This window comes from Lactococcus sp. KTH0-1S, from assembly GCF_052544945.1.
In genome coordinates, this window is the sequence record NZ_CP195165.1 from 739,316 (window position 1) to 760,377 (window position 21,062).

Consider the following 21,062-nt stretch of genomic DNA (forward strand, 5'->3'; position numbering starts at 1 on the left):
AAAAATCGCTTGTCCTTAATCGTTTAAATTCATTATAACTCAAAAAAGTTGTTTCTTTTAGTCTTTTGAATCCGCTTCACTATTTAATATATTACTTAAATCTAGAATAATAAATAAAAAAGTGAAATTCAAACCATTATTGAAAAACAATGAAAATAATCTTTGTGATATAATTCTAATTATGGATAGACAAGTTAAAGAAAAACTGCGTATTGCATTAATTTTTGCATTAAATGCAGGTTTTATGGATGGTTTCTCATTCTTTCATTTTAATGACCGTTTTATTGGTGCACAATCAGGGAATGTTATTCAGGCGGGGATTAATATTGCTAAAGGAGATTTTGCTAGGTTTTGGGATTTTGCAATTCCGATTATCTTCTTTATATTAGGAGTAATGACTCGTGGTTTTTATTCTCACTATTTGATGAAACGTCGCCGTTTTGATGCCTCTTATTTGTTATTGGTTCAATGGTTAGGGGTGACAATTTTTGCCTTGGCTTATGGTTTGGGCTTGAAGATTCCTGTTTCCTTTTATGTTGGAATTTTCTCTTACTTTATGGCGATACAATATGATACTTTTACAAAAGTTCATGGTCGTGCTTACGGAAGTATCTTTATGACAGGTAATATGAAGTCCATGTCGGCAAATCTTGCTCAGTATATCATTACCAAAGATAAACAAAAACTCCGGTCAGTTGGTATATATGCCGCGCTTATCAGTATTTTCTTTGCTGGAGCAGCTATTGCAACACTTGCTGGAAATTGGTTTGGAAGTTGGACAATGATGGGCTCTACTTTCATGATAGGAGCCGTTTATTTAATTGTTCGTTTTGATGAAATATAAAAATCCTCAAATAAGAGGATTTTTTTAATCATTAAGACAGGATAATTTTTCCGATTGTATGATTTTCTTCAATGAGTTCATGAGCTTTTTTCACATTCTCAGCAGTAATTGGTCCGAGATTCTGAGTCATTGTACTTTTTAGAACGCCATTATCTAGCCATTCAGAAACTTTATTTAAAATATCATGTTGACTTTGTAAATCAGATGTATTTGAGACGACTTTTGTAAACATCCATTCAAAGTTAAAACGTGCAGATTTATGAGCTAGTTGATCTAAATTAATAGCTTGCCCTGGTTCAACAATATTTGCAATCGAACCTTGTGGCGCAATTAACTCATTTACTGCTGGCATATGTTCAACAACGGCATTTAAAATTAAAATATAATCTACAAACTTAAAGCCAAGTTCATGAACTTGAGGAACCAAATTTTCATGATGATTGACGGTATAATCGGCGCCAAAATTTTTGACCCATTCAATGGCTTGGGGATTTGATGCCGTAGCAATCACTGTCAATCCGGCATTTTTGGCCATTTGGATTGCTACTGAGCCAACACCCCCTGCACCATTAATAATGAGGAGTGATTTTCCTTTGGATTCATCAGTCACTTCTAGTTTTTCAAAGAGAAGTTCATAGGCAGTCAAACTTGTTAGAGGCATAGCGACTGCTTTTTCTTTGGTCAGATTTTTGGGAGCAAAACCAACAATTCGTTCATCAACGGCTTGGAATTCAGCATTTGAACCTGAACGAGTAACATCACCAGCCCAAAACACTTTATCCCCAACCTTAAAAAGTTTAGTTTCACTCCCAAGTTCGACGACAGTTCCTAAACCATCCCAACCTAGAATTTTTAGTTCTGCTAAATTTCCTTTAATCCCTTTTCTAACCTTTGTATCAACTGGATTGATTGAGATTGCCTCGACTTTTATCAATAAATCATGGGGTCTTAAGATTGGCTTTTCTATTTCAAAGTCAATAAAATTTTTGCTAGAATCAATGGTTCCAATTGCTTTCATCTCTCTACCTCTCTTATAAGTAAAAGTTTATACCAGTCTGACTCCTAAGTCAATCACTTGAATTTAATATTAAATATTTACATCATGTCATTGAAAATTTCTAAGACCAAAGAAATGACGCTTTGCTACAATGGAATGAGTTAAACTAATAGAATCTAGGTAATTTCATGACAAAAACTTATAAGCATTATCATTTTGACCACGTTGGAAGTTTTCTTCGTCCCCAAGCTTTAAAAGAAGCACGTTTGGCTTATTCAGAAGGGCAACTTCCATTAAGTGACTTTAAAAAAATTCAAGAATCTGAAATTAAGAGATTAGTGAAAGAAGAAGTGAACGTTGGCCTTAAAGCGGTGACAGATGGAGAATTTAATCGCTCGTGGTGGCACTTAGATTTCCTCTGGGGGCTTAATGGAGTTGGGATTTATGAACAAGAGGATTCTTATAAATTCCATGGTGCAAAAACAAGGACAACTAATATTGAATTGACTGGTAAAGTAGCTTTTAACCCAGAACATCCTTTTTTTGCGGATTTTAACTATTTAAAAAGTCTTTTACCAGAAGGAGTTGAACCTAAAGTTACTATTCCTTCACCTTCGTTAATTCCAAATCGTGATGGTCGTTCAGACCGTTGGCCAGAATTTTATGGAAGTTGGGAAGAATTCTTAGATGATTTGGCTCAAGCTTATCATGAAACTTTGCTCCATTTTTATGAATTGGGTGCGCGTTATATTCAACTGGACGATACGACTTGGGCTTATCTTATTGCCAGATTATTAGATGATCCAGAAAATCATGAAAAGTATGTTAAGATGTGTGAAGACATTGTCTATCTTGTTAATAAACTCTTGAAGGATTTACCTGAGGACTTGAGAGTTTCAACTCATATTTGTCGAGGGAATTTCAAATCAACTTATTTATTTGAGGGTTCTTATGAGCCTGTGGCAAAATACTTAGGTCAGCTTAATTATGATACTTTCTTTTTAGAATACGATGATGATCGCTCAGGTTCTTTTGCTCCCTTAGCAGAAATCTGGAATCAACGAAAAGATGTCTTGCTTGTGCTAGGACTTTTCACTTCTAAACATCCAGAACTTGAAAAGTATGAAGACATTAAAGCTCGCTTAGACGAGGCGCTTGAATCGATTCCACTTGAAAATTTAGCACTTTCAACACAATGTGGATTTGCTTCTACAGAAGAAGGAAACGATTTGACTGAAGAAGAAGAATGGGCTAAATTAGCACATATTAAAAAGATTGTGGATAAAATTTGGAAATAAAGTAAAAGTGGTGGATTCTACCACTTTTTTTGTTTGTCAGTAAAGTTTAAATGGCGCATAAGCTAAATTAGCTTTGCTTTGTTATAATAGACTTAAGCAAAAAAATAAAGAAAGCGAGAAAAAATATGAAATTAACAGCACTAGGTGTTTGGGGCGGATATCCTACGCGCGATGCCGGAACAACCTCTTATCTTTTACAATCAGAATCAGGTTTTAACCTGCTTTTAGATTGTGGTTCACGCGCGGTGACAGAACTTGAACATGAATTGCAACCAACTCAACTTGATGCAGTTATTTTGAGTCATTATCATGAAGACCATGTTGCAGATTTGGGGGCTCTTCGCCAATATCGTCAGCTTTATCCATTGGGTCAAGATGGTTGGGATGGAATGATGTTGCCTATTTATGGCCATGGGGAAAATGAATATGAATTTTCTAAATTAACTTTGGATAAGGTTTCTGAAGGTCATCTTTATGATGTCGAAAATGGAACAAAAGTTGGTCCTTTTGATATTACTTTTCTAAAAACAGTTCATCCTGTGGTCAATTATGCCATGCGCATTGTTGAACGCAGAACGGGACAAGTTTTGATTTACACTGGAGATACGGGTTATTTTGATGAATTGACTGACTTTGCCAAAGAGGCTGACCTTCTTCTTGCTGATGTTTATTTCTTTAAAGATAAAGCAAAAATGCCTAATCACTTATCATCAATTGAAGCTGGTCAAATTGCTAAGGATGCAAAGGTTAAAAAATTAATTTTGACTCATCTGCCACAATTTGGCGATTTGGATATTTTACTGACGGAAGCAAAAGAAGCAGCAGGAGATACTGTCATTACTGATTTAGCAGTTCCGCATAAAAAATGGCAACTTTGATAAGCCCTTTTAAAAAGCTAATTTTCCTCATTTCATTTATCATTTTACTGACAGGTATTTTCTTTGGTTTTGTCAGTATCCAAAATTGTGTGCTTAATTACAATCCACCAAAAACGAAAAGTCAGATTGAACAATTGGTTAAAGAAAGTGCTGATAGTTCTAAAATGAGGTTTGTCAGTGATGATAAGTACTATCAGCGAAATTTATTTGTTTCTGATATTCATGGACGCTTATCTGGCTTGAAAAAAACGCTGACAGAGATTCATTTTAGTAAAAATGACCGGCTTTTTGTCTTGGGAGATAGCATTGATCATGGCCGATTTGGCTTTGATGTCTTACTTTATTTATTAAAAACTTTGCCAGATGCTGGCTATCATGTGACAGTCATGATGGGAAATCACGAACAAATGTGGTCAGAACTTGCAAGTGACGGTAAAACGGATGAAGAGCAACTTTCTAATGCAATTGGAACGATTGATATTTATGAAGGGGCTCCACCAAATGGCTGGCAGTATTCAATTAAAAACTGGAAAAAACTGTCAGTTACTGACAGACAATTTTTACTGACAGAAATGAAAAATAACTTTGGTCAGCCAGAACAGTTGATTGAAAAAATTGGAAATAAGTGGGTGGTACTCTCTCATAGTGCAAAAATGAGCCTTTCTTATGAAAAAGAGAAGGCAAAAGATTTGTTTTGGGAACATTTGCCAGGTGATTCTTTTGAACGGCGAAATAGTGTTGCTAAAGCTGTGGGCGTACCAAACACTGATGTTCAGGTCTTTGTTGGTCATGTGAGTGGTTTTTTATTTGGGAAACATCGAAACTATATTTGTTTAGATGATACAATTGTCAATGGGACATTAGAACAATTTGAAGCAGTTCCAGTCAAAATATATTGTCTTGAACAAGAGAAATTTTTAGGATAAATGAATTTTACAGAAGAAGAAAAAGAATTTTTTATGAAGGAAGCACTCAAAGAAGCGCAGAAAGCAGCTGAAAATGAAGAAGTTCCGATTGGAGTTGTTATTGTCAAAGACGGCGAAATTATTGCGCGTGATTTCAATAGGCGAGAGCTTGATGGTCGGGCGACACATCATGCTGAAGTTTGTGCGATTGAAGCGGCAAATCAGGCAGTGGGAAATTGGCGACTTCTTGATTGCGCCCTCTTTGTCACCATTGAACCTTGTGTCATGTGTGCCGGAGCAATTGGGTTAGCGCGGATTCCACAAGTTTACTTTGGAGCGACAAATCCTAAATTTGGAGGAACGGTCAGTCTTTATCAGATTTTAGAAGACAAGCGACTGAACCATCGAGTCCAAGTAGAATCGGGGATTTTAGAAGACGAGTGTGCAAAAATCATGCAAGTTTTCTTTAAAAATAGACGAAAAAAATAAATTGTGTTATAATAGTTTTCGGAGCAATAAGTTTCTTACGAAGCGTGTCAGGACCTGACGGTAGCAGCACTAAGTATGGAGCTTATGTGCTCTTTTTTTTATCCTTATTTATGGTAAAGTATCATTATAAAGATGACAAAGGAGGAGTTTATGAAAAATGAAAATTGGAAAAATATGAAATGGGTAATTTTAGTTTTAGTGGTAATTTTGATTCCTTTGACAATTTTTAAATCTTGCCAGAGTTTGGTTAAAAGTCAAAATGAGAAGAAAAATAAAAAAGATTCGATTCATTTTTTGTATGGCGCTTGGATTTCAGATGTAAGATTACCAATGTCTAAAGAGCTCAAGGTACAATTTTATCGAGCCAATTTGGATAATGAGCCTCATTTTAAGTATGGTAAAGAACAAGTGGAGTTAATATTTAGAGAATTGAAAAATGGTCGAGGGAATATTGATGGGGAATTTGTAAGAGAAAATTCTGTTTATCGCCCATTGAATGAACGCGACAAAGATGGTTTTCGGCCAGTGAAAATAAATATTAATGAAAGAGGAGAAGAAGCTTTTTTCCGTTATAAAGTGATTAATAAAAATAAAGTAAAAATGAGAATTCTTCCTTCAGGAAGTGATAAGGTTGCTGATGAATTTGAGGTTTATTTTATAAGAGAAAATGGTTAACTTACGGCGTCTAAAAAAACTCTGACTATTTGTCAGAGTTTTTTTGTGGTACCAAAGCATTGACCACTGTGATTTGAGAAATGAGCGTTTCACTTTCGTCAGTGATTTTGATTTCCCAGACATGGTTGCGTTTGCCATTTTTGAGGAGAAGACCGCGGGCATTTACGAAACCTTCGCATTTTTTTGGATTGAGATGGTTGGCGTTAATGCTTTGACCAAGGGCAAAATATTGACCGGAGCCGATTGCATTACTTGCCATACCAGCTGTGATTTCAGCGAGGGCAAGACTTGCACCTCCATTTAAAAAGCCGTGCGGTTGAGCATGAAAATCGCTGAGGATCATTTTACTTGAGCATTTATAAATTTTACTGACAGACTTGTCAGAATTTTCGTCAGCAAAAACTTGAAAATCTGTGATATTGAGTTGGTCAATCATGTTCATTGGAAATCTCCTTAATAAGATGTGAGACCGCCCTAGGGCCTTAGCACTTTAGTGCACGAGCTTCGGGGACAGCAACAAGCAGTTTTGTCGCCGACTGTCTTGAAATGATGAAAAATGCCTTTTTGGCTGACGCTTGCCCTGCCAGCAAGTACTTGCGATTCTCGTTGCGCTTTAGCATAGACATTCGAGCGTAGCGAAGAACAGTACTTAGCTGGAACCGATAATGTAGCTAGCGACATTGCTAAAAGAGACAACGGAGCGGATGTAGGAAAAAAGTGGTTCTGCTTGAAGCAGAGCTTCAAGGTTGTGGATGAAATTTGCGAAGTAAAATTCACCTGTAAGTAGGGGTTCCAGTTTTTTTCTTTTTTCGTTCATCTAAAGTAGGTCATAATTAATTTATTGACAGTATAACCTTTGAGTAGCGTTTCATTAACTGACAGACCGATACCAATTCCAGTCGGGACGGTCATCCAACCGTTTGGAAATGCAATTTCTGGTTGAATGAGGTCTATGTCAAAATAATGCTTGGAATCGGATAAATCACCGGCCATAGCATTTCCAGAAAGCGCGGCGAGTTGGACATGGAGTATTTTTGAGATACCAGACTCAACCATACTGCCAATCCAAAAGCCAATCTGATGCTGTCTGCAAAATTCGATAGCTTTTTGCGTTTGATAAAGTCCACCTAAACGACCTATTTTTACATTGAGCATCGTTTGAAAAGGAAGTTCTGTCAGTATTTTTAGACTTTCCAAATCTTGAACGGATTCGTCAAAGCAAATTGGTGTTAAGAAGTTTTCTGTCAGTAATTTTAATTCGGATAAATCTTTGATATCAAAAGGTTCTTCGATACAAGCCAGACCAAGTTCGTCTAGCTCTTTGATGACTGACCAGTCTGTCAGTTGAAAACTTCGATTGGCATCAAGAGCAAATGTAATTTGTGGATATCTTTTTACCAGCTTTTTAATCAAGTCAGTCCCAATTTGTGGACTAATTTTTAATTTAATTCTTTTGACGCCACTGTTAATAAGTTGGTCAATTTCCTTAATGGTTTGCTCATCAGACATTTGTCCTAGCACAGCACCACGTGGGATTTTATCAGCTAATTTTTCTTGAAAAAGTCCAGCAATCAAATTTTCATTTTTTCCTTTAAAATACAAATCTAGAAGTGCATTTTCTAATCCAGCCAGTGCCATTGGTAAGGGATTTCTAAAAAATTCATGTATTTCAAAAGGGTGTGAGAATTCTTTTTGCAAAATTTCTGGCAGGTAAGTTTCTTCCAAGATTTTCCAAGAATCAGCAAAAGTTTCTGAAGTATAAAAAGGAGTCGTGAAAGCAACAACCTCACCAAATCCCGAAAGTCCGTTAGGACTTTCAACTTTTATAATAATTGTATCGCGGAGATTCAAGGAACCTTTGGCGGTCTTAAAATCAAATTTCATAGGGAGTTGAACATGAAACATTGTAATTTTTTCAATTATCATCCTTTAAGCTCTTTTCTTAAGATTTTTCCAGAAGCATTTTTGGGCAATTCATCCATGAAAGTGATGGATTGGGGGCGTTTGTATTTTGCCAGTTTTTCAGTGAGAAAGTTTTCTAATTTTTCTTGGGAAATATTGCCTGAAACGAAGAGAATTGGCACTTGTCCCCACTTGGCATCTGGCTTAGCAACAAGTGCACATTCCTTGATTTCAGGAAGAGAATAAACTAAATCTTCGATTTCTTTGGGGTAAATATTTTCACCGCCAGAAATAATGATATCTTTTCTGCGATTGAGCAGATAGAGAAAACCGTCCGCATCAAGGTAACCGATATCGCCTGTTTCAAAAGCAGTGCCGTAAGGCTTTTGGCCTAGGTAAGCTTTCATCAACATCGGAGATTTTAACCAAATTTCACCAACGCCAGCAAGGTCAGCTTGACGAATCTCAATTTCAACACCTGGTAAAGGTCGCCCGACAGAGCTTGTTTTATCAGGGAAATCTAAAATATTAAAAGTGACAGATTGTGAAAAACTTTCAGTCATTCCATAAGTTTTGTAAATAGGAAGACCTAATTCTTGGCATTTTTTGATTAAAGGTTGGGGAATAAATTCACCACCAAGTAGAATTAAACGTAAGTTATTGCTATGCAATTTGTCAGCAATTCTTGTAAGGAGGGTTGGGACGAGTGAAACCATGTTGATTTCCCCAGAATTGATCATTTCAAGAAGTTGGTTTTCATCAAATTTATCAACAACGGTCGCTGATGTTGCATTATATAAAGTACGCATAATAATGGAAAGCCCAGAGACATGAAACATGGGTAAGATGACAAGCCAATTATCATTGTCATAAGCGCCAAGCGTTTCCTTTGAGGCTTTGACGTGATTTGAAATCATGCCCCAAGTAATAGGGACAGATTTAAATTTTCCGGTAGTAGCGGAAGTGTTCATGATGACGGCAATTTTTTCATCAGGAAAATCTGCTGACAGACTTACAGGGCAAGGGTTACTAGTCCAAATTTCCGAAAAAGAAATGCTGTCAGCAATTTTTTCTGTCAGTGAATCCGATGTGAAGACTGTCTCAATCTCGAGTTCCTTGATTTGGTCAGCCAGTTCGTATTCGGTTAGATGCCTATTCAAAAGAAGAACTTCTTTTGACAAACCGAGCAAGGCAAACAAAACGACTGCCATTTCAACAGAGTTTTCTGAAAGGAGCGCAACCCGTGATTGATTGTCAATAAGAGGAGCCAAATGTTCAGCCATCTTATTGACTTCCTGATTGATTTGGGCAAAAGTATAGTCATTTAAAAATTGTTTTTGGGGATAAAGTTCCGCCTGTTTTTTTAACCATTTCATTATTTAAGCTGTGAGCGAACTCAACTTTCTCCTTTCTGTGTATTTTTTACTGACAGAAATTCTGTCAGTAACTTTTAAATCACAAAAAGCGTCAAAAAGACGCTTTGTCAGCAATTTTGGAAATTTTTATGGGAATTTTGGAAATTGGTCAAAATCAGGTTTGCGTTTTTCTTTGAAAGCATCGCGTCCTTCTTTGGCTTCATCCGTAGTATAGAACATAAGTGTTGCATCTCCTGCAAATTGTTGCAGTCCAGCAAGTCCGTCAGTTGCAGCATTCATTGAACCTTTGAGCATACGAAGCGCCATTGGTGAGAGGGCAAGCATTTCTTGGGCCCATTGAACGGTTTCTTCTTCAAGACGGTCAAATGGAACAACCGTATTAACCATTCCCATGTCCATTGCTTCTTGGGCAGTATATTGACGGCAGAGGAACCAGATTTCACGTGCTTTCTTTTGCCCAACCATAGCGGCAAGTAAACCAGCACCATAACCAGCATCAAAAGAACCAACACGCGGACCAGTTTGACCAAATTTTGCGTTTTCAGAAGCGATAGTCAAATCACAAACAATATGTAACACGTGTCCTCCACCAATGGCAAAACCATTCACCATGGCAATGACAGGTTTTGGTGTAATCCGAATCAAATGTTGCAAATCTAAAACGTTCAAACGAGGAATTTGGTCTTCACCAACATATCCACCATTTCCACGTACTTTTTGGTCACCACCAGAACAAAAGGCTTCTTTATCTTCACCTTTTCCATGATTTGCACCAGTCAAAATAATCACGCCGACATTGGTATCATCACGAGCGACACTAAAAGCATCAATCATTTCAACAACGGTTTTGGGACGGAAGGCATTGCGGACTTCAGGACGATTGATGGTAATTTTAGCAATTCCATCATAAGTTTCATAAATAATATCTTCGTAGTTACGGTTGAGAGCAACCCAGTTAAATTTTGACATGATTCTCCTTTAAGATGTGAGGACGAACGCTAGAAGTTGTGAAAATTAGAAAAATGCGGTTCTGGGCATAGCCCAGGTTCCATTTTATCTATTTTCATCAACTTCTGCGAGTCCGAACTCAATTAAAATTAAGATGTGAGCCCGACCGTTTTGAAGTGAGGAAAAATGCCTTTTTGGCTGTTGCTTTAGCGACATCGTCAAAACGGACAGCGTAGCAAAGCGTAGATAGGAAAATTTTATCTTTTTTCATTCACTTCAGAGAGGGTGAACTCAGTTAAAATTAAGATGTTAGGGCCCTAGGGTCTTTACGCTTTAGCGCTTAGACTTCAGGGTCAGCAACAAACTGATATCTCAGATTGTCGTTGAGTGTTTAGAAGTTATGAAATTCTATTATTTTCATTAACTTTCATAAGTCCACTTAGAAAAATTATTTTTATTGTATTTATTTCTGTCAGTAAAACTAATTCATCAGTTTTACTGACAGAAATGATATAGTCATTACTTTTCAATTATATCATAAAGCATTTTGACTAAGGTAAAAATTCCTCTAGTTTTTTTTGATAGGTGACCGGATTTTCTAGATGAATATTATGACCAGAAGCAGCAACAGAAATCCAAGTGACATTCGGATTTGGAGCAAAAATTTCTTTAGCAATTTTTGAATATTTTTCGTCTAAATCACCAGATAGATAGAGAATGTTGGATTTTATTAAAGAAATTTTATCGCCAACATAGGGAAGTTGGCCTTGACCTGTTCCATTCAAAGTTTGGGCAAGAGCTAAGGGTGAATTGCTTGCACGGCTTTCCCAAATTTCCTGTTGAATTTTTACTGACAGTTTTTTTTGTGATTCAAAAAGTGAAATATTAGCCCAAAAATCAGCAAACCAAGCAGACCCATTTAACAAAATCTTCTGTCCTAATTCTTCGTCAGCCAGTCGTCTTTTTTGGCGGTCTTCACTAGATAAAAGCCCAGGACCAGTTGACTCTAAAATCAAATATTTAACAGGAGCTGACGGATAAGCAAGGCAATAACGAAGCGCCAATCGTCCACCCATTGAATAACCAAGAAGTGAAAAAGCATTTCCGTCAGTAAATTGCGCAAATAGCAAGTGCAGATTTTTCAAAATCGCCTCAAGTTTATAAGGGGCAAGTGCCTTTGGCTTTGCTGATGAACCGTGACCTAACAAATCGATAGCAACAATTTTGTAGCCGGCCAAATGAAGATTTCGCCAGGTATTAGAACTTTCAGAAAAACCATGCAGTGCAAATAGGACCTCTCCAGTCCCCCAAATACGGACAGCATAATCAAAACCATCAATCGTAATTATTTTTTTATCAATTTTCATAAGTCGTATATTTTTGATGTAAAGCAAGACTTAAATCTTTATCCGTTTTAATTTCCAAAAGATGAATGCCAGATTGATGAAGAGAAGCCTCAAATTGCTGACCAAAATCAGCATAGCCACTGACCAAATGATAATCTAAACCAGTCAACTCAGCCAGTCCAGCAAAATTTAAACCATGAGGAGTTGAAAAAAGATAATCAAAATTCGGTACGCCTTTTTGAGCTAAATGATGAAAAATCCCACCACCGTCATTATTAAATAATACAATAGTCAGATTAAGTTGATGTGTTTTACCAACAATTAAACCATTTAAATCGTGTAGCATTGACAAATCCCCAGTCAACAAAACCGTCGGTTTACCTGTTGTAGCAATTCCGAGTGCAGTTGATTCAGTCCCGTCAATGCCATTCACACCACGATTTCCTAGAATTCTAACTTTGGCATCCGCTTTTTTCCACCAATAATCAATATCTCTGATTTCCATACTATTTGAAACAAGAAGTTGAGCATCCAGTGCTTCCAAATGTTTTTGTAGTTCTTGGACATAACGTCCTTCAAAAGCATTTTCTTCATAAGTCACTTTTTCAAGAAGTTGTCGCATTTTTTCTTGAGCATTTTGCCATTTTTCCAAATAAGAACTATCAGAATTTACTTTTTTAATTGAAGAAGCAAAAGGAAAAACATCAGACTGAACCATCGTTGTCGTTGTCAAACTAGGGTTGCGATAATCAAGAGCAGGGTCAACTTGAATAAATTCAGCTTCATTATTGAAAGCAACGAATTGTTGCAAACGTTTAGAAACAGGCATTTGTCCAAAAAGCAGAATAGCATCCGCTTTTAATTGAGTTTTTAAATCATTATTTGCTAAAAAAGCATCATAAGAATCTATGACCAAAGGATGATTATGATTACGCAGATTAGAAAGTGGGTCCGCTAAAATTGGAGCTTTTAATTGTTCCGCAAGTTTTAAAAGTGCTTCAGAATAATCTTTGTCAAAATTGGCACCGGCTAAAATTAATGTTTTTCCAGAAAGCAATGTTTCATCAAATGGAAGTATTACTTGTGCTTGTCCTTTATAGAATTTAAAGGCATGTTTAGAACGTCCTTTTTCGTAATTTTCACTTTTTAATTCTGGAACTAAAGGATCACGCAAGGGAACATTGATTTGCACAGGACCCGAAAGAGGGGAAATAGCTGATAAGACAGCTCGTTGTGCGACTTTACGTGGATAGGTCCAAAAGTTTTCTGTCTGAGACTGGGTTTGAATATGTGGAGCTTCAAGATTTTCAAAATGATTAACAAAATTTCCAAAAAATCTGGTCTGGTCGACTGTTTGAGGAGCTCCAACGAATTGAAGCTCAGCCGGTCTGTCCGCCGTTAAAATAATAAGGGGAACTCGACTCATTTTTGCTTCAAGAACAGCTGGGAAATGATGAGCCGCAGCAGAACCTGAAGTACAAACTAAAACAATAGGACGTTTTTTCGCTTTAGCAATTCCCAGAGCAAAAAAAGCAGCCGAACGTTCATCAATGTTGACATAAGTATCGTATTTTTTGTATTCCTCAAAGAGCATGGCTAAAGCCGTTGAACGTGAACCTGGACTAAAAACAGCTTCACGTACCCCTAAATTGAAAAGTTCATCAACGAAGGGAGCTAAATATTCATTGGTCATGACTATCTCCATTTCTAATTTAAAAATCTAAAATCATAAAATATTTTAAAAAGTTATAAAGCTTCTAAAATGGTTTTTAATTTTACCTTGGTTTCCCTAAATTCTTCTAAAGCATCAGAAGAAGGGATAATTCCACACCCTGCATAAGCATAAAGTTTCTTGTCCACAATCAAAGCCGAACGAATCCCGACAATCATTGTGCCATTTCCTTTGCTGTCAATTAAACCAAGAGGTGCAGCATATAGTCCTCGCTCATGATTTTCATGCTTTCTGAGGAATTCGAGGGCCTCATGACGAGGCTCTCCTCCAAGAGCAGGCGTTGGGTGAAGCTGTTTTGTCCAATCAATAAGTGAAAGCTCAGAATTTTTAGCACTTAAAATTGTCCGAAGATGATAAACATTTTTCAGCTCCATTAATTCGGTTGTTCCAACCTTAACTATCTCGGCTTTTTCAAGCAGATTTCTTTTTATTTTTTGGACAACAATATCATGCTCTAAAAGATTTTTGGGGTCTGTCAGCAATTTTTGCCCCGCATTTTCCATTGTTTTTGGAAAAGTTCCAGCTAAGGCATAACTAAGGAGTTGGTCATTTTCTTTTTGAACTAAAATTTCAGGCGATGCTCCAAGGAAAATTCTTTTTCCTTTTTGATAAGCAAAAATAAAAGCATTTGGATTATTATCTAATAAATTTTGGATGATACTTTCGAGTTCAAAAGAGGTTTGACTTGTAAATTCAAGTTCTCTTGAAGCGACAATTTTTCGACTCTTTCCGTCAGCAAAATTTTTTTGAATGGCATAAAAAAGTTCTTGCCAAGCCGAAAAATCAGAAGCTTTTTCAGTGAGTTGATGCTTAAATTTTGGAATAGTGATTTCAGGAATTTCTCGTGGGCTATCACAAGTGAGGGTGTAAGAATTTTCCTTATTGACAACGAAATAATGTTTAAAAGCAATGGTTTCGCCACCGAAATTTTCCCAAAGTTCTCCTTTAATGTCATCAAAAAAAGTCTGACTATGAAAGAGATAGGGATAGTCAGAAAACTTATCATGTTCAAGGTCAATGGCTTTCAAACGCTCACAGCCAATAACAAAAGTTTCTTTTTGAGGGTCAAACCAAAAGAAACGTTCGCTCTCTGAAAAGTTTGCCCAGAAAGCTAAGGGGTTATTTAATTTTAAATTGATTTTTATATAATTCATTTTTTCTACCATAAAAATTATAACATAGCTCAGCATAGGAGAGGAATAATGAGCCCTAAAATTACAAATCTTCATTCATTTTTCATAGACTTTCTGAAATAATGCCCATTAACCTTATCTTCACTGGCCGTGTACTTAGTTGCGAAGATTCGCTTCGTCAAAGCGTAGCTGTTGGCGCTTTATCACTTACAGATAGGCTTGTATTTCTATCAGGTCTTAATGATTAAATTTAGTATTAAAAACTATGATATAATTAAAATCATGAAAACATTCAAAAAGGAGTGCCATGAATATTTATGTCAAATTAGCTGAGTTTAGCATTATTGAAACAAAGCGATTGCTTTTGCGTTCCTTTGATTTAAAAGACGCTGAGGACATGTTTGACTATTCAGGTAATTCTGAAAATCTAAAATTTGTTTTTGCCCCGCATCTGTCACTTTCAGAAACACGTTTTTCAATTGCTAACGATTATATGAAAAGTCCTTTAGGGAAATGGGCAATTGAGTTGAAATCTGAACATCGGCTGATTGGAGATATTCATTTTGTGAAAATTTCTGATAAAAATCAGTCTGCGGAAATTGGTTATGTTTTAAATCAAAATTATTGGAATCAAGGGTTACTGACAGAAGCATTAAAAGTACTGACAGAATTTTCTTTTGAACAATTTGGACTTAAAAAGTTGATTTTATTGATTGATAAAGAAAATGTTCCGTCTAAAAAAGTTGCCCTTAAATCAGGCTATCACTTAGTTAAAAAATTTAAAGGGACAAATCAATACAGCAAAAAAATTAGAGATTTTGAACAATATGAACTTAGAAAAAGTGACGATGAAATTTATCAAAAAAATTCAGAGATTGGGGAAATTTGAAGTTTTATGTCAAAGCACGAAGAAATATTAAATTATATTGAAGGTTTGGAAATTGGTAAACAAGTCAGTGTACGTGGGATTGCCAATCGAATGAAAGTCGCTGACGGAACGGCATATCGCGCAATCAAAGAAGCAGAAATACTAGGTTTGGTAGCCGTAAATGACCGTTCTGGAACCGTTAGGGTGGCAGTTAAAGGACAAAAAGTAGCCAATCGATTAACCTTTGGTAAACTTGCAGAAATAGCTAATGCAGATGTTTTAGGTGGACTTGCTGGATTAGAAGTCGAATTCAGCAAATTTGTCATTTCAGCCATGCAAAGAGAATCCTTCAAGCGCTACCTCTCGCCCAATGGTCTAGTTATCGTTGGTGACCGAAAAGAGATTCAAAATCTAGCCCTCAGAGAGCAGAATGCTGTTTTAGTTACAGGGGGCTTTGACGTGGACCAAGAAGTTGTCAACTATGCTAATCAATTAGGGATTCCTCTTTTAAGGACAGCCTATGATACCTTTACCGTTGCCAATCGTATTAGTCACGCTTTAGCCAATGAACTCATCAAAAAAGATATTATTACGGTCGGAGATGTCTTTCATCAAAAAAGGGCAACCTTACGGGAAGAAGATACAGTCAAAGATTTTTTAGATTTAGTTAAAAAAACAAATGACAGTCGTTTTGCTGTCGTCAACACTTACAACGTTGTTGTGGGTGTAGTTGCCATGCGGGATGTTACAAATAAGAAAAACGATACTCCACTCAATAAAGTAATGACAAGGGCTAATGTTGCAAGAGCGAGTATGACAGTGGCAAGTGTTTCGCAAAAGATGATTTATGAAGGCTATGATATGATGCCTGTCGTTTACGAAAATTATACTTACGCAGGAATTATTACCAAATCAGACCTTCTCCAAAGCTTACAAAAAGCTCAGGAAGAAAGTCAGGTTGCTCACACTTTCAGTGATAATATTGCTAATTCTTTGGTAGAAAAAGGCTCAGCCTACACCGTGACGGTCGAACCATTTATGATAAATAGCATGGGAACAATCGCTAATGGTGTTTTTGCAGAACTTATTACGCAAGTTGTTCAACGTGTTTTTGTTAAAAAAAGACGACGGAATATCATCATTGAAGCATTAAATATGCATATGATGGGAGCCGCCGCTATTGACAATGTGCTAGAGATTTATCCAAAGGTGATTGGAGAAACACGAATTGGTGCAATGGTTGATTGTGAAATTTATCATGTCAATAACATCGTAGCTAAAGTTCTAGTCAATGTACAATTAACATAAAAATAAAAGAGGAAAAAATGAACGAAATTTTAGAAAAAATAAACGCCTATGAGCTTATTCTCATTCACAGACATAAAAATCCAGACCCAGACGCCATTGGTTCTCAAGCAGGACTTCGAGCAATTTTGAGAGAAAATTTTCCCGAAAAAAGAATTTATGCAGTTGGTTATGACGAACCAACCTTCACCTATTTAGCTGAAATGGATTTGGTCGAACTTAGAGAAGATGAAAAATATCTTTCTATTGTTTGTGACACAGCAAACACACCACGAATTGACGATGACCGCTACAAAAATGCTGATTTTCTAATTAAAATTGACCACCATCCAAATGATGATGCTTATGGAGATTTGTTGCTAGTAGAGCCTGAACGTAGCTCAGCATCAGAAATTGTTGCCGATTTTGCCTTTGAAACAGGTCTTAAATTGAATGCAGAAGCCGCCCGCCTCCTTTATGCAGGAATTATTGGAGATACTGGACGTTTCTTGTATCCAGCCACTTCGCCGAATACCTTAAAAGTAGCTTCAAAATTAGCAGAATTTCCATTTGACCGTCCAGCTTTAGGACGAGAAATGTCGTCATTTGATATGAAAGTTGCTCGCTTGCAAGGTTTTGTTTATGAAAATATGGAAGTTTCAGAAAAAGGAGCTGCACGTGTTTTATTAACTCAAGAAATTTTGAAAAAATTTGATTTACGTGACGCAGAAACTTCAAGTATTGTTTCTACACCTGGAAATATTCGAGGGATTGAATCCTGGGCAATATTTGTGGAACAAGCCGATGGACACTTCAGAGTAAGAATGCGTTCAAAAGTAAAGCCAATTAATGAAATTGCTAAAAGACATGATGGTGGAGGCCATGCACTAGCTTCTGGAGCTAATTCCTATTCTTTAGAAGAAAATCAACAAATTTGGCAAGAATTACAAGATAATTTAGAATAAAATTACTGACGAAAATAATTTATCAGTCAAAAATAAAAAATACTGACAGTTTAAAGCGATTGATTAATGAGCTTTAAATCGGCAAATAAAGGAATTGTCAGCAGAGCTGATAATTCTGTCAGTAGCGATTGATTAATGAGCTTTAAATCGGCAAATAAAGGAATTGTCAGCAGAGCTGATAATTCTGTCAGTAGCGATTGATTAATGAGCTTTAAATCGGCAATAAAGGAATTGTCAGTCAGCTGATAATTCTGTCAGTAGCGATTGATTAATGAGCTTTAAATCGGCAAATAAAAGAATTGTCAGTCAGCTGATAATTCTGTCAGTAGCGATTGCCTAATAAGCTTTAAATTGTTAAAAAAAGAGTCATCAGTCAGCTGATGATTCTTTTTTGTCAGTAATTTTTTTTAATTCTCCAAGAAATGCCGTAATTCTGATAAATCTTTCAAGCCAGCATTCAATGCAATAATCAATTTAATACGTGCTTTTTGAGAATTGACTTCATCAGCAAACATTACGCCAGCTTCATAAAGTTGTGAACCACCGCCTTGATAGGAATAGACAGGTTCAGCAATTCCGTTAAAACAACGAGAAACAAGAACGACAGGAACCTTAGCATCTAATAATCTTTGAAGCGATTGACTAGCAATAGGTGGGAGATTTCCCGCACCTAATGCTTCAATGACAAGACCATCTAGTTGTTCCAAATTGAGTAAATCTAAAATTTCCCCAGTCATCCCAGCAAAAGCTTTGACAATTGGCACCTTTCCATGAACAGTTGCAACATCTAAATGTTGATTTTCACTATCTTTATGGAAATAAATAATTTTATTTTTTGTCAGTAAACCGACAGGACCATGTGTAGGTGTTTGAAAAGTTGAAACATTAGTCGTGTGTGTTTTAGTGACATAACGAGCAGAATGAATCTCGTCATTCATTACAACAAGTACGCCACGGTCACTTGAATTACTGTCAGCAGCGACACGAATAGCTGTCAGTAAATTATAAATTCCGTCAGTTCCTAATTCATTACTTGAGCGCATGGCACCAGTTAAAACAATTGGTTTACCACGCGAAAGAGTAGTGTCAAGGAAAAAAGCTGTTTCTTCAAGTGTGTCAGTTCCATGTGTAATGACCACTCCATCAAAATCCTCAGCAATAAAAGCTGTTTTGATTCGATTTTTCAAAACCAACATATCTGATAAAGTGACATGTGGACTAGGTAAGTTAAAAATATCCTCTGTCACTAAGTTTACTTCATCAAACTGCATGCTCACAGCATTCATTGGATTGACTGCATTTGGGGAAACATGACCATTTTCATCTTCCGCCATCGAAATTGTTCCACCAGTGTGGAGAATTAAGATTTTTTTCATCATTATTTCCTTATCTATCTATAATAAACAATAATTAAATATTAAAATTAAAAGACTCCGAATAAAAGCCAGCATTAGCATTATATCAAAATTTAGTCCAGAAAAAAATAACTAATAAATGAAATAGAATTAAAATTACTGTATAATTTAGTTAATAAATGAAAGCTTTGCCAAAGCTAGAAAAGATTTGAGAGATGGATATAAAAGCAGTATTTTTTGATTTAGATGGAACCCTGTTTACTTCAACACGAGGAGTAGCAACAAGTACTCGTAAAGCAATACAAGAGCTACGTCAAAAAGATATTTTTGTCGGGATTGCCACCGGGCGAGGCCCAGCTTTTGTCATGCCATTATTAGAAGATTTAGATTTAGACTTTGCTGTAAGTTACAACGGTCAGTATATTTTCACACCAAAAGAAGTGATTTTCCAAAATCCTTTAGAACAAAAATCCTTAAAAAACCTGATAAATTATGCCACTGAAAACCATTCTGACATCTCTTTGGGAACAGCCCACGGTGTAAATGGCTCTGGCCTTTTAAAATTTGGCGAGACACGTTTAGCCAGTTTTTTGTCAGGCGTTTTGCCCTCAGGTACTTCCGGGGTGGCAAGAAACAGTTTTAAACACATTATTCGCAGAGTCTTACCGCAAAATTCAAATTTAGCTGATAATGAAGAAGAAGTAATTTATCAGGCGATGATGGTTGCAACAAGAAACGAAACGGCTCGCCTACAGGAGGCATTTCCAGAATTACTGGTGACACGAAGCAATCCTTATTCTGTTGACTTAATTTCAAAATCAGGAGGAAAATTACCAGGAATTCAAAGATTAGGAGAACACTATGGCTTTACTTTAGACCAAGTCATGTGTTTTGGCGATTCGGAAAATGATTTGACGATGATTTCTGGAGTTGGTTATGGGATTGCGATGGGCAATGCTGTAGCAGAAGTGAAAAAGATTGCGACTTATATTACAGATACCAATAATCAAGATGGAATCGCCAAAGCATTAGCTTACTATGGCTTAATTCATTATTCTGTTGAAAAAGACTTTGTTTCTAAAGACCAAAACTTCAATAAAGTAAAAGATTTCCACCGATTAATGGACGGAAAAACACAAGAAATTCCTAAAGCCTTTTCACCAACAGAAGCAAGTTTCCGGGCTGATTTCAAAGTCGAAGAAATTGTCGAATTTCTTTACGCCTCTGCTGACGGTAACCAAGAGAAATTTACAGAACTTGTGAATAATTTACATCAAGCCGTTGATAAGGCAGCAAATAAAGTGACTTTAAAAGAGCATAATGAAGACAGCTTGACTGGCCAAGTAGATGCTATGATTGATTTGCTCTATTTCACTTACGGCTCGCTTGTCCTTTCAGGAATTGACCCTTATGAAATTTTCAATGCTGTTCATCGAGCAAATATGGGGAAAATTTTCCCGGATGGACGTCCACACTTTGACCCAATCACACACAAAGTCTTAAAACCAGAAGATTGGGAAGAAAAATTTGCTCCAGAAGGACAAATAAAAAAAGAACTAGAACGACAAAAAAGAGTAGCCGCTAAAAAACACGAAAATAAATAAGAAAATAACAATTTTTTACTGATAAGCTTCTTCATAAAATGGTATAATATTAAGAAAGCGTAACAAAAAGCTTTCAAGGAGAATAAGGGATGCTATTTATTATTATTACTTTGATTATCATTGTACTCATCATCTTTTTAACAATCTTATTACTCCCAGGAATGGCATTTTTTAACAAAATGTCCGATCAAAAGTATAATGCGGATGAAAAAGATTTACTGACAGGAATTTTGACAACAGCTATCAGTTCAAAAGAGGCGACTGGCGAAGTTATGACGACTTTTGTCAATGAATCACGTAAAACAATGCCTGCAAAAATTTATCTACCAAATAAGGATAATATCGAGCAAATTGAATCAGGAGCGCAAGTTCTGATTATTGAGAGTAAAGCAGGAATTGCTTACGTGATTCCTTATCAACAAACGATTTATTAGCAATAGAGAACCTAAAAAATTGCTCAAAT

21 protein-coding genes and 1 other RNA gene are annotated in these 21,062 nt (G+C 36.3%); 12 read left to right on the forward strand and 10 right to left on the reverse strand.

Annotation, left to right across the window (positions count from 1 at the left end; genetic code table 11):
* Positions 1–181: 181 nt before the first annotated feature.
* Positions 182–844, forward strand: a complete 663-nt coding sequence (locus ACRYLU_RS03690; protein ID WP_003129657.1) for a YoaK family protein — start codon at positions 182–184, stop codon at positions 842–844.
* A gap of 31 nt (positions 845–875) precedes the next feature.
* Here ACRYLU_RS03690 and ACRYLU_RS03695 read toward each other — a convergent pair whose 3' ends face one another.
* Positions 876–1,862: a zinc-binding alcohol dehydrogenase family protein gene (locus ACRYLU_RS03695; RefSeq protein ID WP_445081242.1), complete on the reverse strand. Its 987-nt coding sequence runs from the start codon at positions 1,860–1,862 to the stop codon at positions 876–878.
* Positions 1,863–2,029: 167 nt separating this feature from the next.
* Here ACRYLU_RS03695 and ACRYLU_RS03700 point away from each other — a divergent pair, with 167 nt between their 5' ends.
* The 6 genes from ACRYLU_RS03700 (at position 2,030) to ACRYLU_RS03725 (ending at position 6,086) form a co-directional block, all read left to right on the forward strand.
* Complete coding sequence (locus tag ACRYLU_RS03700) at positions 2,030–3,139, forward strand: vitamin B12 independent methionine synthase (protein WP_445081243.1); 1,110 nt, start codon at positions 2,030–2,032, stop codon at positions 3,137–3,139.
* A 125-nt stretch (positions 3,140–3,264) separates the two neighbouring features.
* On the forward strand, positions 3,265–4,017 hold the full coding sequence (locus tag ACRYLU_RS03705; RefSeq protein ID WP_038599825.1) for an MBL fold metallo-hydrolase: 753 nt from the start codon (positions 3,265–3,267) through the stop codon (positions 4,015–4,017).
* Positions 4,005–4,943: a metallophosphoesterase gene (locus ACRYLU_RS03710; protein WP_445081244.1), complete on the forward strand. Its 939-nt coding sequence runs from the start codon at positions 4,005–4,007 to the stop codon at positions 4,941–4,943. Before ACRYLU_RS03705 ends, ACRYLU_RS03710 begins: the two co-directional genes overlap by 13 nt.
* Positions 4,944–5,411, forward strand: a complete 468-nt coding sequence (gene tadA / locus ACRYLU_RS03715; RefSeq protein WP_029343584.1) for a tRNA adenosine(34) deaminase TadA — start codon at positions 4,944–4,946, stop codon at positions 5,409–5,411.
* A 15-nt stretch (positions 5,412–5,426) separates the two neighbouring features.
* An RNA gene (gene ffs / locus ACRYLU_RS03720) (signal recognition particle sRNA small type) lies at positions 5,427–5,512 on the forward strand.
* Between the two features lie 49 nt (positions 5,513–5,561).
* Positions 5,562–6,086, forward strand: a complete 525-nt coding sequence (locus tag ACRYLU_RS03725; RefSeq protein ID WP_445081245.1) for a hypothetical protein — start codon at positions 5,562–5,564, stop codon at positions 6,084–6,086.
* Positions 6,087–6,111: 25 nt separating this feature from the next.
* Here ACRYLU_RS03725 and ACRYLU_RS03730 read toward each other — a convergent pair whose 3' ends face one another.
* The 8 genes from ACRYLU_RS03730 to ACRYLU_RS03765 all read right to left on the reverse strand — a co-directional run bounded on the left by ACRYLU_RS03730 (position 6,112) and on the right by ACRYLU_RS03765 (position 14,544).
* Complete coding sequence (locus ACRYLU_RS03730; protein WP_098394015.1) at positions 6,112–6,528, reverse strand: PaaI family thioesterase; 417 nt, start codon at positions 6,526–6,528, stop codon at positions 6,112–6,114.
* 371 nt (positions 6,529–6,899) lie between these two features.
* Entirely contained in the window at positions 6,900–8,012 is a 1,113-nt protein-coding gene (gene menC / locus ACRYLU_RS03735; RefSeq protein WP_445081246.1) for an o-succinylbenzoate synthase, read from the reverse strand.
* Entirely contained in the window at positions 8,009–9,364 is a 1,356-nt protein-coding gene (gene menE, locus ACRYLU_RS03740) for an o-succinylbenzoate--CoA ligase (RefSeq protein WP_445081247.1), read from the reverse strand. Before menE ends, menC begins: the two co-directional genes overlap by 4 nt.
* 126 nt (positions 9,365–9,490) lie before the next feature.
* Positions 9,491–10,333, reverse strand: coding sequence for a 1,4-dihydroxy-2-naphthoyl-CoA synthase (gene menB, locus ACRYLU_RS03745; protein WP_003132444.1), 843 nt, complete (start codon positions 10,331–10,333; stop codon positions 9,491–9,493).
* 377 nt (positions 10,334–10,710) lie between these two features.
* The gene (locus tag ACRYLU_RS03750; protein WP_256293747.1) at positions 10,711–10,842 is read right to left on the reverse strand and encodes a hypothetical protein; all 132 of its coding nucleotides are present in this window, start codon (positions 10,840–10,842) and stop codon (positions 10,711–10,713) included.
* Positions 10,843–10,863: 21 nt separating this feature from the next.
* Positions 10,864–11,679 carry a 2-succinyl-6-hydroxy-2,4-cyclohexadiene-1-carboxylate synthase gene (menH, locus tag ACRYLU_RS03755; RefSeq protein WP_445081248.1) on the reverse strand — a complete coding sequence of 272 codons (816 nt, stop codon included), beginning with the start codon at positions 11,677–11,679 and terminating at the stop codon, positions 10,864–10,866.
* Positions 11,669–13,351, reverse strand: a complete 1,683-nt coding sequence (gene menD, locus ACRYLU_RS03760) for a 2-succinyl-5-enolpyruvyl-6-hydroxy-3-cyclohexene-1-carboxylic-acid synthase (RefSeq protein WP_445081249.1) — start codon at positions 13,349–13,351, stop codon at positions 11,669–11,671. The genes menH and menD overlap by 11 nt, the downstream gene beginning before the upstream one ends.
* 53 nt (positions 13,352–13,404) lie before the next feature.
* A complete protein-coding gene (locus ACRYLU_RS03765; protein WP_058205921.1) occupies positions 13,405–14,544 on the reverse strand; it encodes an isochorismate synthase in 1,140 nt (379 codons plus the stop codon).
* A 286-nt stretch (positions 14,545–14,830) separates the two neighbouring features.
* Here ACRYLU_RS03765 and ACRYLU_RS03770 point away from each other — a divergent pair, with 286 nt between their 5' ends.
* From ACRYLU_RS03770 to ACRYLU_RS03780, 3 genes are read left to right on the forward strand one after another with little or no spacing between them, the layout of a single operon-like run.
* A complete protein-coding gene (locus ACRYLU_RS03770) occupies positions 14,831–15,412 on the forward strand; it encodes a GNAT family N-acetyltransferase (protein ID WP_301675817.1) in 582 nt (193 codons plus the stop codon).
* Positions 15,413–15,418: 6 nt separating this feature from the next.
* Entirely contained in the window at positions 15,419–16,699 is a 1,281-nt protein-coding gene (locus tag ACRYLU_RS03775) for a DRTGG domain-containing protein (protein ID WP_260311205.1), read from the forward strand.
* 17 nt (positions 16,700–16,716) lie between these two features.
* Complete coding sequence (locus tag ACRYLU_RS03780; protein WP_445081250.1) at positions 16,717–17,640, forward strand: DHH family phosphoesterase; 924 nt, start codon at positions 16,717–16,719, stop codon at positions 17,638–17,640.
* A 407-nt stretch (positions 17,641–18,047) separates the two neighbouring features.
* Here ACRYLU_RS03780 and ACRYLU_RS03785 read toward each other — a convergent pair whose 3' ends face one another.
* Complete coding sequence (locus ACRYLU_RS03785; RefSeq protein ID WP_445081251.1) at positions 18,048–19,016, reverse strand: asparaginase; 969 nt, start codon at positions 19,014–19,016, stop codon at positions 18,048–18,050.
* A gap of 194 nt (positions 19,017–19,210) precedes the next feature.
* Here ACRYLU_RS03785 and ACRYLU_RS03790 point away from each other — a divergent pair, with 194 nt between their 5' ends.
* A complete protein-coding gene (locus ACRYLU_RS03790) occupies positions 19,211–20,599 on the forward strand; it encodes a Cof-type HAD-IIB family hydrolase (protein WP_058205925.1) in 1,389 nt (462 codons plus the stop codon).
* An 89-nt stretch (positions 20,600–20,688) separates the two neighbouring features.
* A complete protein-coding gene (locus ACRYLU_RS03795) occupies positions 20,689–21,033 on the forward strand; it encodes a hypothetical protein (RefSeq protein ID WP_003132455.1) in 345 nt (114 codons plus the stop codon).
* The last annotated feature ends 29 nt before the right edge of the window (positions 21,034–21,062 follow it).